The 16,340-nt window shown below is 70.7% G+C and carries 16 protein-coding genes; 12 read left to right on the plus strand and 4 right to left on the minus strand.

All coding sequences use genetic code 11. From position 1 onward, the window contains the following. Position 1: 1 nt before the first annotated feature. A complete protein-coding gene (locus MKK70_RS05160) occupies positions 2-478 on the minus strand; it encodes a MarR family winged helix-turn-helix transcriptional regulator (protein WP_147726067.1) in 477 nt (158 codons plus the stop codon). Between the two features lie 171 nt (positions 479-649). Continuing rightward, complete coding sequence (selA, locus tag MKK70_RS05165; RefSeq protein WP_243946206.1) at positions 650-2,071, minus strand: L-seryl-tRNA(Sec) selenium transferase; 1,422 nt, start codon at positions 2,069-2,071, stop codon at positions 650-652. Between the two features lie 121 nt (positions 2,072-2,192). Between selA and MKK70_RS05170 the strand changes: the two genes are divergently transcribed. The 6 genes from MKK70_RS05170 to MKK70_RS05195 all read left to right on the plus strand — a co-directional run bounded on the left by MKK70_RS05170 (position 2,193) and on the right by MKK70_RS05195 (position 8,068). Continuing rightward, a complete protein-coding gene (locus MKK70_RS05170) occupies positions 2,193-2,987 on the plus strand; it encodes a thymidylate synthase (RefSeq protein ID WP_243946293.1) in 795 nt (264 codons plus the stop codon). Next, the gene (locus MKK70_RS05175) at positions 2,987-3,508 is read left to right on the plus strand and encodes a dihydrofolate reductase (protein ID WP_409568244.1); all 522 of its coding nucleotides are present in this window, start codon (positions 2,987-2,989) and stop codon (positions 3,506-3,508) included. Before MKK70_RS05170 ends, MKK70_RS05175 begins: the two co-directional genes overlap by 1 nt. 235 nt (positions 3,509-3,743) lie before the next feature. Next, entirely contained in the window at positions 3,744-4,916 is a 1,173-nt protein-coding gene (hflK, locus tag MKK70_RS05180) for an FtsH protease activity modulator HflK (RefSeq protein ID WP_147728693.1), read from the plus strand. Beyond that, a complete protein-coding gene (hflC, locus tag MKK70_RS05185; RefSeq protein ID WP_243946207.1) occupies positions 4,913-5,869 on the plus strand; it encodes a protease modulator HflC in 957 nt (318 codons plus the stop codon). Before hflK ends, hflC begins: the two co-directional genes overlap by 4 nt. 127 nt (positions 5,870-5,996) lie before the next feature. Further along, a complete protein-coding gene (locus MKK70_RS05190) occupies positions 5,997-7,520 on the plus strand; it encodes a Do family serine endopeptidase (RefSeq protein ID WP_243946297.1) in 1,524 nt (507 codons plus the stop codon). Positions 7,521-7,612: 92 nt separating this feature from the next. Further along, positions 7,613-8,068 carry a DUF1640 domain-containing protein gene (locus MKK70_RS05195; protein ID WP_279603529.1) on the plus strand — a complete coding sequence of 152 codons (456 nt, stop codon included), beginning with the start codon at positions 7,613-7,615 and terminating at the stop codon, positions 8,066-8,068. 6 nt (positions 8,069-8,074) lie between these two features. On the opposite strand, the gene serB is transcribed toward MKK70_RS05195, so the two are convergent. Continuing rightward, complete coding sequence (gene serB / locus MKK70_RS05200) at positions 8,075-8,971, minus strand: phosphoserine phosphatase SerB (RefSeq protein ID WP_243946208.1); 897 nt, start codon at positions 8,969-8,971, stop codon at positions 8,075-8,077. A gap of 19 nt (positions 8,972-8,990) precedes the next feature. Here serB and miaA point away from each other — a divergent pair, with 19 nt between their 5' ends. After that, positions 8,991-9,914: a tRNA (adenosine(37)-N6)-dimethylallyltransferase MiaA gene (miaA, locus tag MKK70_RS05205; RefSeq protein ID WP_243946209.1), complete on the plus strand. Its 924-nt coding sequence runs from the start codon at positions 8,991-8,993 to the stop codon at positions 9,912-9,914. Between the two features lie 6 nt (positions 9,915-9,920). Here miaA and MKK70_RS05210 read toward each other — a convergent pair whose 3' ends face one another. Then, on the minus strand, positions 9,921-10,787 hold the full coding sequence (locus MKK70_RS05210; protein WP_243946299.1) for an NAD(P)-dependent oxidoreductase: 867 nt from the start codon (positions 10,785-10,787) through the stop codon (positions 9,921-9,923). A 204-nt stretch (positions 10,788-10,991) separates the two neighbouring features. Between MKK70_RS05210 and MKK70_RS05215 the strand changes: the two genes are divergently transcribed. The 5 genes from MKK70_RS05215 (at position 10,992) to MKK70_RS05235 (ending at position 16,240) form a co-directional block, all read left to right on the plus strand. Beyond that, positions 10,992-13,049 carry a carbon starvation CstA family protein gene (locus tag MKK70_RS05215; protein ID WP_243946210.1) on the plus strand — a complete coding sequence of 686 codons (2,058 nt, stop codon included), beginning with the start codon at positions 10,992-10,994 and terminating at the stop codon, positions 13,047-13,049. A 5-nt stretch (positions 13,050-13,054) separates the two neighbouring features. Beyond that, positions 13,055-13,279, plus strand: coding sequence for a YbdD/YjiX family protein (locus tag MKK70_RS05220; RefSeq protein WP_243946211.1), 225 nt, complete (start codon positions 13,055-13,057; stop codon positions 13,277-13,279). 112 nt (positions 13,280-13,391) lie between these two features. Then, positions 13,392-13,826, plus strand: a complete 435-nt coding sequence (locus tag MKK70_RS05225; RefSeq protein ID WP_147844056.1) for a tellurite resistance TerB family protein — start codon at positions 13,392-13,394, stop codon at positions 13,824-13,826. Between the two features lie 33 nt (positions 13,827-13,859). Beyond that, complete coding sequence (locus tag MKK70_RS05230) at positions 13,860-15,113, plus strand: DUF898 family protein (RefSeq protein WP_243946212.1); 1,254 nt, start codon at positions 13,860-13,862, stop codon at positions 15,111-15,113. Next, on the plus strand, positions 15,110-16,240 hold the full coding sequence (locus MKK70_RS05235) for a M48 family metallopeptidase (RefSeq protein WP_409568247.1): 1,131 nt from the start codon (positions 15,110-15,112) through the stop codon (positions 16,238-16,240). Before MKK70_RS05230 ends, MKK70_RS05235 begins: the two co-directional genes overlap by 4 nt. Positions 16,241-16,340: the final 100 nt, after the last annotated feature.

The following is a 16,340-nucleotide window of genomic DNA, read 5'->3' on the forward strand; positions in this document are numbered from 1 at the left end:
GTCAGTCCTTCGACAGGCTGTCGATGAGGTGGTTCAGGTCGATGCGCATCGCCTGCACCTCGGGCTCGGTCAGATCGAGCTGGCACATGACGCTCTGGCGCACCTCCGCCGCGTCGGCGCGCAGGGCACGCCCCTTCTCGGTCAGGGCGATCTCGACCTCGCGCTCGTCGGAGCGGCGTCGGTTGCGCTGGAGCAGGCCGGCCGCCTCGAGCCGCTTGAGCACCGGCGTCAGCGTGCCGGAATCGAGGCGCAGGCGCCGCCCGATCTCGGAGACGGTGACTCCGTCGGTCTCCCACAGGACCATCAGCACGAGATATTGCGGGTAGGTCAGCCCGATCCGCTCCAGCAGCGGGCGGTAGGACTTCGTCATCCGGTGCGCGGCCGCATAGAGGGCGTAGCAGAGCTGGTTGTCGAGCAGCAGGGGATCCCTGGTCCGCTCGGCTTCCGCCTCGGGCGCCTCCCGCGTCGCCTCCGTCATGCACGCCATCTCAGTCGCCCACATCGTCACGCGCGGGTCTCCGTCGCGCTCGCGCGTCGCCCCGGACGTCCCGCATAGCACGATATGTCCGATCGGTGAGGGGGCGAACGTGAAATTCCGTCGCAAACCTCATTGCATAGAGCCACTTATTGCATGGCGCCACTTGCCGTCTCAGGCGGCGAGCGCGTCGAGGCTCGCGAGCAGGCCGGGCTCGTCCTCGAGCGTGCGCAGGTCGAGGTGCAGGGCGCCGTCGGCGATCCGGCCGATCACCGGGACCGGCAGATCGCGCAGGAGGGCGGCCATGCGCTTCGGCCAGGCACCGCCGCGGCGCCCGCCCTCGCCCGCGGCCGGGGTCAGGACCAGACAGGCGCTCGGCAGGGTCTCCACCGGCAGCGCGCCCGAGCCGATCTGGCTGCTGCAGGCCGCGACCGCGACCTCCGCCCGGCCGGCGAGGCGACGCGCCACCTCCGGCGCGAGCCGGCGCGCCTGGGCGTCGATCGCCTCGGCCGGGCGCGTCAGGAGGCGCAGCGTCGGCAGGCGCTCGGCCAGGCGCTCGGGATGCAGGTAGAGCCGCAGCGTCGCCTCGAGCGCGGCGTAGGTCATCTTGTCGACCCGCAACGCGCGCTTCAGCGGGCTCTTGCGAACCTTCCGCAGCAGGTCGGCGCGCCCGGCGACGATCCCGCACTGGACACCGCCGAGGAGCTTGTCGCCGCTGAAGGTGACGAGGTCGGCATGGGCGAGGGCGGCCCGCACGGTCGGCTCCGGCGGCAGGCCATGCGCGGCCAGATCGATCAGGCTGCCGCTGCCGAGGTCGAGCGCCAGCGGCACGCCGCGCTCGCGGCAGAGCGCGCCGAGCGCCTCCTCGCGGGGCTGCGCCGTGAACCCGCGGATCTCGTAGTTGCTGGGATGGACCCGCATCACGAGGCCGGTGCGCGGGCCGAGCGCCTCGTCGAAGTCGCGCAGGTGGGTCCGGTTCGTGGTGCCGACCTCGCGCAGGCGACACCCGGCCCGCGCCATCACGTCGGGCACGCGGAACGAGCCGCCGATCTCCACGAGCTCGCCGCGGGAGACCACCACCTCCTTGCGCATCGCGAGCGCGTTCAGGACGAGGAAGACGGCCGCCGCGTTGTTGTTGACGACGATCGCCGCCTCCGCCCCGGTCAGCCGACAGATCAGCGCCTCGACATGGTCGTCGCGCTCGCCGCGCTCGCCCGTGGCGAGGTCGAACTCGAGGTTGCTCGCGCCCGTCATCACCGCCGATACCGCGGCGGCCGCCTCGGGCGGCAGCAGGGCGCGGCCGAGATTGGTGTGCAGAACGGTGCCGGTGAGGTTGAAGACCGGCCGCAAGGACGGGCGCGCCTGCCGGGCCAGAGCATGGCCGACGCGGGCGAGGATCTCGGCCGCCTCCGGCACGCCATCCCCGCCGGCCCGGATCGCGGCGAGATCGTCGCGGATCGCGTCCCGGAGAGCGGTTCGGCCGAACCTCTCGACCAGCGCGACGGAGGCTTCGTCACCGAGAAGCCGCTCGACGGAGGGAGGTCGCGCGCCCTGTGCCTGTTCGCGAGGACGGGGAGCGGACGCACGTGAAGCCATGAACGAGTGATAGCAGGTCGGACCGCTCCATCCAGTCCCGCGAAGCCGCACGCGCGCCGTCGGCCCTCCGCCCGCGACCCGCTCTTGGCAACGCCCGCGAACGCGGGCAGGAAGTCGGATGATGGACGCGTATCACCAGCTGCTCACCCGCATCCTCGACGAGGGCTGCGCCAAGGAAGACCGCACCGGCACCGGCACCCTCTCGGTGTTCGGCCACCAGATGCGGTTCGATCTCGGCCGGGGCTTTCCCCTGGTCACCACCAAGCAGCTGCACCTGCGCTCGATCATCCACGAGCTGCTGTGGTTCATCACCGGCGACACCAATGTCGGCGCGCTGCGCGCCAACGGCGTGACGATCTGGGACGAGTGGGCTGACGCGCAGGGCGATCTCGGCCCGGTCTACGGCAAGCAGTGGCGTTCCTGGGAGAAGCCCGGCGGCGGCACCGTCGACCAGATCGCCTGGGTCGTCGACGAGATCCGCCGCAATCCCGATTCGCGCCGTCTCATCGTCTCGGCCTGGAACCCGGCCGACCTCGACCGGATGGCGCTGGCGCCGTGCCACTGCCTGTTCCAGTTCTACGTCGCCGACGGGCGGCTCTCGTGCCAGCTCTACCAGCGCTCGGCCGACGTCTTCCTCGGCGTGCCGTTCAACATCGCGAGCTACGCCCTGCTGACCGCGATGATCGCGCAGGTCACCAGGCTGCGCCCCGGCGATTTCGTCCACAGCTTCGGTGACGCGCATCTCTACCGGAATCACCTCGACCAGGCGCGCCTCCAGCTCACGCGCGCGCCGCGGCCGCTGCCGACGCTGCGCCTCAACCCGGAGGTCCGCGACCTGTTCGCCTTCCGCTACGAGGACATCGCGATCGAGGGCTACGAGCCCCATCCCGCCATCCGCGCGCCGGTGGCCGTCTGATGCCGTCCCCGACGCACGGGGCCGGTATGCGGCCGGTCAAGATCACCTTGGTGGTAGCCTTGGCCGAGAACGGCGTGATCGGCCGGAACAACGGGCTCGCGTGGCACCTGCGCGGCGACCTGAAACGGTTCAAGGCGGTGACCATGGGCAAGCCGATGCTGATGGGGCGCAAGACCTACGCCTCGATCGGCCGCCCCCTGCCGGGTCGCCGCACGCTGGTCATGACCCGCGATCCCGCCTTCGCGGCCGATGGGATCGAGACGGTTCACGATTGGTCGCAGGCGCTGGCGGCCGCGGCGGCCGAGGAGCTGATGGTGGTCGGCGGCGCCGCGATCTACCGGCTCGCGCTCCCCCATGCCAACGCCCTCAGGCTGACCGAGGTCGCGGCGAGCCCGGACGGCGATACGCGCTTCCCCGCCTTCGACCGGACCCTGTTTCGCGAGACCTTCCGCGAGGCGCATCCGGCCGGTCCGCACGATGAGCATGCCTACACGTTCGTGGACCTCGAACGCATCCCGTGAAAACCACGATTTCCCTCGGATGTGGAGGGGCGTCCGGTCGCGGTTGCCAAAGGCGGCGCCGATGCCCACCTGCTTGCCTTGACAGCAGGCGACGGTCCCTCGCAGGTGCGTAGGCCTCCGCTCGTTCCGGTGGCTGCCTCATCCGGGCAGGTTTGGACACGGTCGCGGGCCGTTCGGGCGGTTCGAACCGTTGGCGCGCGGGCAATCCCGCAGCAGGCAGGAGAAGACGGCTAGCATGCCTTGGAGCAATCAGAGCGGCGGCAGTGGCGGCGGGGGAGGTCCCTGGGGTCGTGGCGGCGGCGGCAATGGCGGCGGCCCCTGGGGCAGCGGCGGTGGCGGTGGCGGCAAGACACCGCCCAATCTCGAGGATCTTCTGCGCCGCGGCCAGGACCGCCTGCGCGGCGTGATGCCGGGCGGCTCGCTCGGCGGCGGCAAGAGCTTCGTGGTGATCGGCGCCTTGGCGGTGGGCCTCTGGCTTGCGACCGGCTTCTACACCGTCGCCCCCAACCAGGTCGGCATCGAGACGATCTTCGGGCGCTACGTCGGCTCCAAGGGCGAGGGCCTGCGCTACAACTTCCCCTATCCGGTCGGCGGCGTGATCAAGCCGAACGTCGGCCAGGTGAACTCGATCCAGGTCGGCTTCCGCTCCGGCGGCGGAACCCAGGCGCGCTCGCGCGACATGCCCGACGAGAGCCTGATGCTGACGGGCGACGAGAACATCGTCGACCTCGACTTCGAGGTGCAGTGGCGCGTGAACCCGCTCAAGGCCTCGGACTACGTGTTCAATCTTCAGAACCCGGAAGGCACGATCAAGGCGATCGCCGAGAGCGCGATGCGCGAGGTGGTCGGCCGCCGCAACATTCAGGCGATCCTGACGAACGAGCAGTCGAGCGTCGCGCAGGAGGTCAAGGAGATCACCCAGAATGCGCTCGACGAGTACGGCGCCGGCGTGCGCATCGAGGTGGTGCAGCTCGTCAGCGTCAACCCGCCGCCGGAAGTCCGGCCCGCCTTCATCGACGTGAACGCGGCCCAGCAGGACGCCGACACGGCGCAGAACGAGGCGAAGACCTATGCCAGCCGCGAGGTCCCGCAGGCCCGCGGCCGTGCCTCGCAGATCGTCCAGGCGGCGGAAGCTTACAAGACCAAGGCGACCGCCGACGCGACGGGCCAGGCCGCGCGCTTCGACGAGGTCTACGCCTCCTACAAGACCGCCCCGGCGATCAGCCGCGAGCGGATCTTCCTGGAGACGATGGAGAAGGTGCTCGGCTCCGTGAACAAGGTGATCATCGATCAGGGCGTCGCCGGCTCCGGCGCGACCGGTGCCGCGGGCGTCGTGCCGGTGCTGCCGCTGGCCGAGTTCGGGTCCCGCACCCCCGCCCCGGCGCAGACCAATGGAGCGGCCCGATGAACGCACAGGCCATCCGCACGGGCTCGGCGGTCGTCGCCGCCGCCCTCGCACTCGCCTTCTATGCCTCGGTCTTCACCGTCGGGCAGATGCAGCAGGCGCTGGTGCTTCAGTTCGGCCGCGTCCGCGCCGTCCTGAACCAGACCGGCGAGGACAAGCCCGGGCTCTACTTCAAGCTGCCCTTCGTCGAGAACGTGGTGCTCTTCGACAAGCGCGTCCTCGACCTCGACCTGCCGGTGCAGACGCTCCTGACCGCCGACCGGCAGAACCTCGAGGTCGACGCCTTTGCCCGCTACCGGATCGTCGATCCACTGCGGTTCTACCAGTCGGTGAACAACGTCGCGCTGGCCAACCAGCGCCTCGCGAGCTTCACCAACTCGTCCCTGCGCAACGTCCTGGCGCGCTCGACACGCGACGCCATCGTCAAGACCGAGCGCACACGCCTGATGAACCAGATCCAGGAGGACGTGAACCGGGAGGCCAAGGCGCTCGGCGTGCAGATCGTCGACCTGCGGATGACGCGCGTCGACCTGCCCGCCCAGAACAGCGTCGCGGTCTATCGCCGGATGAAGACGGAGCGCGAGCGCGAGGCCGCCGACATCCGCGCCAACGGCGACCAGATCGCCGCGACGATCAAGGCGAAGGCCGACCGGGACGTGACCGTGATCCTCGCCGACGCGACCCAGACGGCGGAGAAGCTGCGCGGCCAGGGCGACGCGGACAAGAACCGCATCCTCGCCGAGGCCTTCGGGAAGGATGCGGGCTTCTTCAGCTTCTACCGCTCGATGCAGGCCTACGAGACCGGGCTGAAGGGGAACGAGACCCGGCTGGTGATGAGCCCGAACTCGGACTTCTTCCGCTACTTCAGCGATCCGCAGGGCAAGGCGGCGCAGGGCGGGGCGCCGCACGGGTCCGATCCGGCGGCGACGACCGGCTCGACCGGCCCGGCACGCTGACCATGACGCAGGCGGCCCGCCCTTGAACGGGGCGGGCCGCCGCCGATCTTAAGGCGGCCATCGAACCGCCGGCCGCCGATCGGCGGCACCCGACAGCACCGGAAACGCGTTCTTGAAGAGGTCGATCATGCACCCCGCCGCGAGCGCGCCCGCGCATCCCCTCGCCCGGTTCCGCCGATCCGCGCGGTCCGTCGCCGCCGCGATCCTGATCGCATCCTCGTCCGTGGCGATGCCGGCCTATGCCAAGGGGCCGGATTCGCTCGCCGACCTCGCGGAGAAGGTCGACGACGCGGTGGTCAACATCTCGGCGTCGACCACCGTCGAAGCGCGCCCCGGCAACCGCGCCGGCCCGCAGCTGCCGCCCGGGACCCCGTTCGAGGACCTGTTCGAGGAATTCTTCAACAAGCGCGGCGGGCGCGGCGGACCGGAGCAGCGCGGCGAGAGCGACAACCCGCGCCAGCAGCGCAAGTCGAGCTCGCTCGGCTCCGGCTTCATCATCGACGCGTCCGGGATCGTGGTGACGAACAACCACGTCATCGGTGACGCCAACGACATCCAGGTGATCCTGCACGACGGCACGAAGCTGAAGGCCGAGATCATCGGCAAGGATTCCAAGATCGACCTCGCCGTGCTGCGCGTGAAGCCGACGGCCGAGCGCCCGCTGAAGGCGGTGCCGTTCGGCGATTCGGACAAGATGCGCGCCGGCGACTGGGTCATCGCGATCGGCAACCCGTTCGGCCTCGGCGGCTCGGTGTCGGCCGGCATCGTCTCGGCGCGCGGCCGCAACATCGAGTCCGGTCCCTACGACAACTACCTGCAGACCGATGCAGCCATCAACAAGGGCAATTCGGGCGGCCCGCTGTTCAACACGGACGGCGAGGTGATCGGCATCAACACGGCGATCCTGTCGCCGACCGGCGGCTCCGTCGGCATCGGCTTCGCCGTCCCGTCGAGCTCGGCCAAGCCGGTGATCGACCAGCTCCGCGAGTTCGGCGAGGTCCGTCGCGGCTGGCTCGGCGTGCGCATCCAGAACGTGGACGACGCCACCGCCGAAGCGCTCGGGCTGAAGGGGGGCGCCAAGGGCGCGCTGATCGCCGGCGTCGACGAGAAGGGGCCGGCCAAGACCTCGGGCCTCGAGGTCGGCGACGTGATCGTCAAGTTCAACGGCACGGCGGTGAAGGCCTCGAGCGACCTGCCGCGCATCGTCGCCTCGACCCCGGTCGGGCAGAAGGTCGACGTCGTCGTCGTCCGGAAGGGTGAGGAGAGCACCAAGGCCGTGACGCTCGGCCGTCTCGAGGACAGCGACAAGCCGCAGCTCGCCAACCTTCGCCAGCCCGAGGCCGAGAGCGCCACGCGTCAGGCGCTCGGCCTCAACCTCTCGGGCCTTACCGACGAGCTTCGCCGGAAGTACAGCATCAAGGACGGCGTGAAGGGCGTGGTCGTCACCCGCGTCGACCCGAACTCGACCGCGGCCGACAAGCGCATCCAGCCGGGCGAAGTCATCGTCGAGGTCGGGCAGGAGGCGGTCAACACGCCGGCCGACGTGACCAAGCGCGTCGAGGCTCTTCGCAAGGATTCCCGCAAGTCGGTGCTTCTGCTGGTCGCCAGCGCGACTGGCGACGTCCGGTTCGTGGCGATCGGCCTGGACTGACCTTTTCGCGAAGATAACGGCACGAACCGACGCCGCCGCCCGATCCGGGCGGCGGCGTTCTCTTTGGTGGCGGACGAAAGCCGGCGGATGCCTTGCCCGCAAGGACCGAACCCGTCACCCTTCGCATCCTGCGGATGCCCGCGCGCGAGCCGGCCGGTCCCGTGAACGCCATCGCCTTCGATACGTTGAAGTTCGTGCGCAACCTGCGCGAGAAGGCTCACCTCACGCCGGAGCAGGCGGAGGGGATGGCGGACGCCATGTCCGAGGTGTTCGCCAGCGGCATTCCGACCAAGACCGACATCGCGGATGTCCGGCACGACATCGAAGCGTTCCGCGTGACGACGCAGGCCGACATCGTCGCGGTCCGACATGACATCGATGCGCTGCGCTTCTCGACGAAGGCGGACATCGATGCCCTGCGTCTAGCAACCCGCGTGGACATCGCGACGGCGAAGTCCGACATCATCAAGTGGATGTTCGGGATGATCGGGTTCCAGACGGTCGCGATCCTCGGCGCGGTCGTCGCGCTCGTCCGCAGCCTGCACTGACAGCGGTCAGGCGACGAACTCGCTCGCCATGTAGCCCTGCAGGTAGAGCAGCGCGCTCAGGTCGCCGTGCTCGATCCGGGCGCGCGCCGCGGCGGCCACAGCCGGCTTCGCGCGAAACGCCACGCCGAGGCCCGCTTCGCCGAGCATGTCGAGGTCGTTGGCCCCGTCGCCGACCGCCATCGTCTCCGCTACGTCCAGTCCGAGGCCATCGCGGAGCGCGATCAGCGTCGCGCGCTTCTCGGCACGCCCGACGATGGGGTCGTCCACCAGGCCGGTCAGGCGCCCGTCCGAGAGCCCGAGCCGGTTGGCGTGATGCTCGTCGAAGCCGAGCGCTTCGGCGATCGGCCCGGTGAACAGCGTGAAGCCGCCCGACACCAGGCAGGTGCGTGCGCCGTGCGCCTTCATCGTGTGCACGAGCGTGCGACCGCCCGGCGTCAGGGTCAGCCGGTCGCGGATCAGCGCGTCGACGACGCCAGCCGATACGTCGCGAAGCAGGGCGACGCGCTGGCGCAGAGCGGGCTCGAAGGCGATCTCGCCGCGCATCGCGCGCTCGGTGATCGCCGAGACCTGCTGCTTCAGGCCGATCGTGTCGGCGAGCTCGTCGATGCATTCCTGCTCGATCATGGTCGAGTCCATGTCCGCGAGGAACAGGCGCCTGCGCCGGTGGGCGTCCGCCGGCAGCACCGCGACGTCGATCGGCTCGCCCGCGAGCGCCGTCCGCAACCGCGCGGTGAACGCCGGCGCGGCGACCGCAGCCCCCGGCACCAGCAACTCGGCGGCGACCTCGCCGTGCAGGATGCGCGGCTGATGCTCGGTCGCGAGAACCAGGCGCGCCTCGGCCAGCACCGCATCGGTGATGGCGGGGCGGGCCTCGTTTGCTATCAGGGTCGCGACAAGGGTCATCGGAGCCGACGATTTCGTGTTGCCGCTTTCAAGTGCGTCGTCGCAGGGGCGGCCGGAGGCGATCCTCATTGCAGGGCCGACCGCGTCGGGCAAGTCGGCGCTCGCGACGGCGCTGGCGCTCCGTCACGGCGGGATCGTCGTCAACACCGACTCGATGCAGGTCTACGCCGACCTGCGCATCCTCTCGGCGCGACCGGAGCTGGCGGAGGAGGCAAGCGTCGCGCATCGCCTCTATGGGCATGTCGACGGGGCGGTGAACTACTCTGCCGGGCATTTCGCGCGGGACGCCGCGTCGCTGCTGGCCGGTCTCGACGGGCGACTGCCCGTCTTCGTCGGTGGAACCGGGCTGTACTTCCGCAGCCTGGAGGAGGGCCTGTCCGACCTCCCGCCGGTGCCGGAGGCCGTGCGCGCCGCGATCCGCTCCGAGAGCGAGGGCCGCCCGACCGAGGCGCTGCACGCCGATCTCGCCGAACGCGACCCCGCCGGCGCCGCCCTGTTGCGGCCGAGCGACCGCGCCCGGGTCATGCGCGCGCTCGAGATCCTCGCCGCCACCGGCCGGCCGATCGCCGCGTTCCACGGGCCACGCGTGCCCGGTCCGCTCGCGGGGCGAAGGCTGCTGAAGATCTTCCTGGCGCCCGAGCGCGAACTGCTGCGCGCCCGCATCGACGCGCGCTTCCGCATGATGATGCAGCGGGGCGCCCTCGACGAGGTCGCGGCGCTGCGCGAGCGCCGCCTCGACCCGCTGCTGCCGGTGATGCGCGCCCACGGGGTGCCCGGCCTGATCGCGCATCTCGACGGCGCGATCGGGCTCGAGGAGGCGATCGTGCGCGGGCAGGCCGACACCCGGCGCTACGCCAAGCGCCAGTTCACCTGGTTCCGCCACCAGATGGGAGCGGAGTGGCGCTGGCTGGCGCCCGAGGCGGCGATGGCGGAAATCGCCTGAGGGATTTCAGCGCTCCAGGCGCGCGACGAGGCTCGACGTGTCCCAGCGGTTGCCGCCCATGGCCTGGACGTCGGCGTAGAACTGGTCGACGAGGGCCGAGACCGGGAGCTTGGCGCCGTTGCGGCGCGCTTCGTCGAGCAGGATGCCGAGGTCCTTGCGCATCCAGTCGACGGCGAAGCCGAAGTCGAACTTCCCCGCGTTCATGGTCGAGCCGCGGTTCTCCATCTGCCAGGAGCCGGCGGCCCCCTTCGAGATCACGGAAAGCACCGCCTCCACGTCGAGCCCCGCCTTCTTGGCGAAGTGCACGCCCTCGGACAGCCCCTGGACGAGGCCGGCGATGCAGATCTGATTGACCATCTTGGTGAGCTGGCCCGCCCCGACCGGCCCCATCAGCCGGCAGGCGCGCGCATAGGCGCCGATCGCGCTCTCGACCTTGTCGTAGCAGCCCTGGCCGCCGCCGCACATCACGGTGAGCATGCCGTTCTCGGCGCCGGCCTGGCCGCCGGAGACCGGGGCGTCGATGAAGCCCAGCCCCCTCGCGGTCGCGGCCTCGGCAAGCTCGCGGGCCACCTCGGCCGAGGCGGTGGTGTGATCGACGAAGATCGCACCGGCCTCCATGCCGGCGAGCGCGCCGTCCGGACCGAGCACGACGCCGCGCAGGTCGTCGTCGTTGCCGACGCAGGCGAAGACGATCTCGGCGCCCTCGGAAGCCTCGCGCGGCGTCGGCGCATGCGCGCCGCCGTTGGCCGCCACCCACGCCTCGGCCTTGGCGGCCGTGCGGTTGTAGACGGTGACCGAGTGGCCCTTCTTGACCAGGTGTCCGGCCATCGGGGCGCCCATGACGCCGAGCCCCAGGAACGCGACCTTCGCCATCATCCGTCTCCGTCTCGTGTGCTGATGGAGCGGTCTAGGTATCGCGCACCGCAGCGTCAAACCGCGGCGCCGACGAAGCGAAGCGGATCGCGACAACGCCGCGCGGTTGTCCACTCGCTGCCGCGATGGGGATTTTCCTCAATCCAAAATTGCGGCATCACGCGCGGGATCGTCGGCCCCCGTGCCGGCTTCGGGAGTGGAACGATGGGCGCGATCGGTAGGCATGGCCCCTGGGCCCTGGTCGGTGCGTTGGGGGCGGCGGCGCTCGCCATCGTCGCCGTCGAGCGCGGCGAAGCGGTGAACGCGCTCTGGCTCGTCGTCGCGGCGGTCTGCGTCTACCTCATCGCCTATCGCTACTACGCGCTGTTCATCGCCGAGAAGGTGATGCGGCTCGATCCCAAGCGCGAGACGCCGGCCGTCCTCCACAACGACGGGCTCGACTACGTCCCGACGAACAAGAGCGTCCTGTTCGGCCACCACTTCGCGGCGATCGCAGGTGCCGGCCCCCTCGTCGGCCCGGTGCTGGCCGCGCAGATGGGCTACCTGCCCGGCCTGCTCTGGATCCTCGCCGGCGTCGTGCTCGCCGGCGCGGTGCAGGACTTCATGGTCCTGTTCGTCTCGATGCGGCGCGACGGGCGCTCGCTCGGCGAGCTGATCCGCACCGAGCTCGGCACCGTCCCGGGCATCATCGCGCTGTTCGGCACGTTCCTGATCATGGTGATCCTGCTGGCGGTGCTCGCGCTCATCGTCGTCAAGGCGCTGGCCGAGAGCCCGTGGGGCACCTTCACCGTGATGTCGACGATCCCGATCGCGATGCTGATGGGCGTCTACACCCGCTACATCCGCCCCGGCCGCATCGGCGAGGTCTCGATCCTCGGCTTCGTCCTGCTGATGGCGGCGATCTTCGGCGGCGGCGCGATCGCCGACAGCCCGGTCTGGGGCCCGGTTTTCACCTTCACCGGGACGCAGCTCTGCTGGATGCTGATCGGCTACGGCTTCGTCGCCTCGATCCTGCCGGTCTGGCTCCTGCTGGCCCCGCGCGACTATCTCTCGACCTTCCTGAAGATCGGCACGATCGTCGGCCTCGCGCTGGGCATCGCCTTCGTCGCCCCGCACATGCAGATGCCGGCGGTGACCAAGTTCGTGGACGGCACCGGGCCGGTCTGGGCGGGCCAGCTCTTCCCGTTCCTGTTCATCACCATCGCCTGCGGCTCGGTCTCGGGCTTCCACGCGCTGATCGCCTCGGGCACCACGCCCAAGCTGATCGCCAGCGAGGCGGATGCGCGCTTCATCGGCTACGGCGGCATGCTGATGGAGAGCTTCGTCGCGGTGATGGCGCTGGTCTCGGCCACCGTCATCGATCCGGGCGTGTACTTCACGATGAACGCGCCGGTCGCGCTCCTCGGCACGACGCCGGAGACCGCCGCCGCCGCGGTGACGAAGCTCGGCTTCCCGACCACGCCCGAGGTGATCGCCCAGACCGCCAGCGACGTCGGCGAGCGTACCATCGTCGCGCGGGCCGGCGGCGCGCCGACCCTCGCCGTCGGCATGGCGCACATCATCTCCAGCGCCATCGGCGGCAAGGCGATGATGGCGTTCTGGTATCACTTCGCGATCCTGTTCGAGGCGCTGTTCATCCTCACCGCGGTCGATGCGGGGACCCGCGCCTGCCGCTTCATGGTGCAGGACCTGGTCGGGCTGGCGGTGCCGTCGTTCAAGCAGACCAACGCCTGGGTGCCGAGCATCCTGGCGACGGCCATCGCGGTCGGCGCCTGGGGCTACTTCCTCTACCAGGGCGTGACCGACCCGCTCGGCGGCATCAACACGCTGTGGCCGCTGTTCGGCATCTCGAACCAGATGCTGGCCGCCGTGGCGCTGACGCTGTGCACGGTGGTGATCTTCAAGATGAAGCGCGAGCGCTACGCGTTCGTGACGATCATCCCGACCGCGTGGCTGTGCATCTGCACCCTCACCGCGGGCTGGCAGAAGATCTTCTCCGCCGACCCGAAGATCGGGTTCCTCGCCCATGCCGAACGCTACGCGAGCGCGCTGGCAGAGGGCAAGATTCTGGCGCCGGCCAAGGACCTCGGCCAGATGGGCCAGATCGTGCTGAACGACCGGATCGACGCGGTGCTCGCCGGGCTGTTCATCGGCCTCGTCGTGGCGATCGCTGGGTTCGGCATCGCCGCCTGCGTCAAGGCGCTGCGCACCGACCGCTGGACGGCCCTCGAAAGCGAAGCCCGCATCGTCGCGGCGGAGTAGGGCCGATGGAGGCCACCTCGCAGAACCTGCGCGACCGCTGGAAGGCGCTGTCCAAGTGCGTCTGCGACGGCGCGCGCCTGATGGTGGGGCAGGGCGATTACGCGGCCTACGCCGCCCACGTCGCGCGGACGCATCCCGACCAGGCGCCGATGACCGAGATCGAGTTCTTCCGCCATCGGGAGAACGCGCGGTTCGGCGTCGGCAACACCAGCGGATTCCGCTGCTGTTGACCATGCGACGGCGTGACGGACGGATCGTTCGAGGATGCGGCCAGGTCGCGGGCGGGAAACGCTTGACTCCGAACGGGCATTTCCCGTGAGTCAGGCGAGCGCGAGGTAGGCAATGAGCATCTTCCAGGACGCCATTCTGCGGTTCGGCCGGACGATCATGTCCTATGCCGGCGACGGCCTGTTTCTTGCTGCCGCGGTTTCGGCCGCGGCCAACGTGACGATCGCCGACGGCGACGTCGACGAGGAGGAGGTCGAGTCGGCGATCTCGGGCATGCGCGCCAACCCGATCCTCCAGAAATCCTACGACACCCTGCGGATCGAGCAGGAGCTGTACGAGGGCATCGCCCGCGCCAAGACCCGCGCCGGGCGGATCGAGAACCTGCGCCACGTCGCGGCCATCGCCGACCGGCCGCTCGACCAGCGCCAGGACATCTTCCTGATCGCCGCCGACGTCGCCGATTTCGGCGGCATCAGCGAGGTCGAGCACAAGGCGCTCGACGAGATCGCCGCCGCCCTCCAGGTCGAGAAATCGGCCCTGCTGCGCTGACCGGCCGTCGATCGCAGGCCCGGAAGGGGATCCATGTCGCGGACCGGACAGGTTGCCTTCGACACCCGGCTCCGCGGCCTCACCGGGCTCGCGTTCGTCGGGTTCCTGCTCTCGCTCGTCACCTTCGGCATCTACCGCTTCTGGTACATGACCGACCTGCGGCGCTTCTTCTGGAGCCGCACCGTCGTCGACGGCAGCCCGGCGGACTACACCGGCACCGGGCGCGAGCTCTTTCTCGGCTTCCTCGCGGCCCTCGGGCTGCTGATCGTGATCTATGTCGGGCTGTTCGGCCTGGCGATCGCGCTGCCGAGCCTGGCGCCGTACTCGGCGATCCTGTCCTTCGTCATCTTGTTCCTGCTCGGGCAGTTCGCGATCTACCGCGGGCGCCGCTACCGGGCGATGCGGACGCTGTGGCGCGGCATCCGCCTCGGCCAGGACGGCTCGGGCCTCGCCTATGCCGGCCGGGCCGCCCTGTGGTGGGCGCTGACGCTGGCGACGCTGGGCCTCGCCTTCCCGTTCATGCGTGCCGGCCTCGAGCGCTACCGCATCGGCCACACCCTGATCGGCACCAGCCGGATGGCGTCCGACGCGCGCGGGCGCGCGCTCTTCGGGCCTTGGCTGCTGTTCTACGCGGTGGCGCTCGGCCCGGTGCTCGCCTTGCTGCTGGCGCTGATCGCCGCCAACGACTTCGTCCTGCCGATCGACCTGATGCTGCCCAAGCCCGGGGGCAAGGCCGGCGATCTCATCCTGAACCCCGCCTATGCCGGCACCCGGATCGCGACCCTCGCCGTCGCGCTCGGGATCACCGCCGGCTTCTGCCTTCCGCTCTCGCTCCTGCTGGTGCCGTTCTATCGGGCGCGCGAGACGCGGGTCTTCATGAACGCGGCGCGCCTCGGGCCGGTGCGCCTCGTCTCGACGCTCCGCGCGCGGCAATTCTACTGGCCCTACCTCGTCTACGCGCTGTCGCTCCTCGGCTTCGTCGTGGTGGTCGGCCTGATCGCGCTGCTCGCCGGCCTCGCCGCGCGGGCCGCAGGCGGCGACGGGCTGGCCTGGGCGGCGGTGCTCGGCGGCGGCCTGCTCTATCTCGGCGGCGCGCTCGCCTTCGCGGTGCTGTACGTGCGCGTCGTCCAGGCCCGACTCTGGGCCGCGGTCGCGACCACGACGCAGGTGGCCGATGCCGACGGCCTGAACCGCATCCTCGCCGCGAGCCACGGGCCCGGCAGCGGCCTCAACGAGGGCCTCGCCGACGCGCTCGACGTCGGCGGCGCGCTGCAGATCGGGTTCTGATGGCGCTCACCGCGTCCGGCCGCTGGTTCGACGGACGGAGCGCCGCGCCGCACGCGGTGACGCTGCACCTCGGCGAGCGCCTCGAGATCACCGGGCCGGAGGTGCATCGCGACTGGAACCTGATCGACCTGCGGGCCGGCGCGGCGCAGGCCCCGCTGCTGCGCCTCGGGATCGCGGGCGATCCCGGCCATGTCGAGATCGTGGACCCGTCGTTCGCCGCATGTCTCGAAACCCGCTGCCCCGACCTGCGCAAGCGCGCAGACGCGGGCGGAGGGACCTGGCGCCTCGTCGCCGGCTCGCTTGCGGTCGGCATCGCGGTCCTGCTCACCGTGTTCTTCGGCCTTCCGATCGCGGCGGGCGTTCTCGCGCCGCTGGTGCCGGCCGGCATCGAAACGCGCCTCGGCACCGCGGTGGAGGCGCAGGTGCTCGACCTGATGGGCGATCCGCCGCCCTGCGCGGAGCCGGCCGGCCGGGCCGTGCTCGACCGCCTCGTCGCCCGCCTCGCGGCCGGTCGCGGCCTGCCGCCCGATCTCGCGGTCACGGTCCGCCGCCACGACACCGCGAACGCGGTGACGTTGCCGGGCGCGCGCGTCGTCGTGTTCTCCGAGCTGATTGCCAAGGCGCGGAGCGCGGACGAGTTCGCCGGCGTGCTGGCGCACGAGCTCGGGCACGTGGCGCTGCGCGATCCGACCCGGGCGCTGATCCAGGCCTCGGGCACGTCGTTCCTGCTCAGCCTCGTGCTCGGCGACCTCACCGGCTCCACCGTGATCGTCGCCCTCGGCCAGGCCGTGCTCTCGGCCGGCTACAGCCGCGATGCCGAGCGGGCGGCCGACGCCTATTCCGTCGCCGCGATGCGGTCGGGCGGCGGCGACGCGGCGGCGCTGGCCTCGATGCTCGAGCGGATCGCCAAGGACGAGGCGGATGCCGACCCGGCCCTCCTGCGCAGCCATCCCTTCACCCGCGAGCGTGCCGCGACGATCCGCGCCCTCGCCGGGGCCCGGGACCCCGACAGGCACATCCTGAGCGACGCCGATTGGATGCAGCTGCGCGGGATCTGCCCCGGGGCGACGGACGGGCCGGACAAGCCTGCACCGAAACCCCGTCCGAGCCAGCGACGGCGGGTCTGAGCCGGCCTTCGACCACGCCGCAAGGGCCTGCGGCCTCTTCGCAGCCGCAGCGCGCGGACATGATCGCGAAACAATACTCGCGTTCGGTGGCGCCTGAATT

Source organism: Methylobacterium sp. E-041 (assembly GCF_022829665.1).
Classification (GTDB): Bacteria; Pseudomonadota; Alphaproteobacteria; order Rhizobiales; family Beijerinckiaceae; genus Methylobacterium.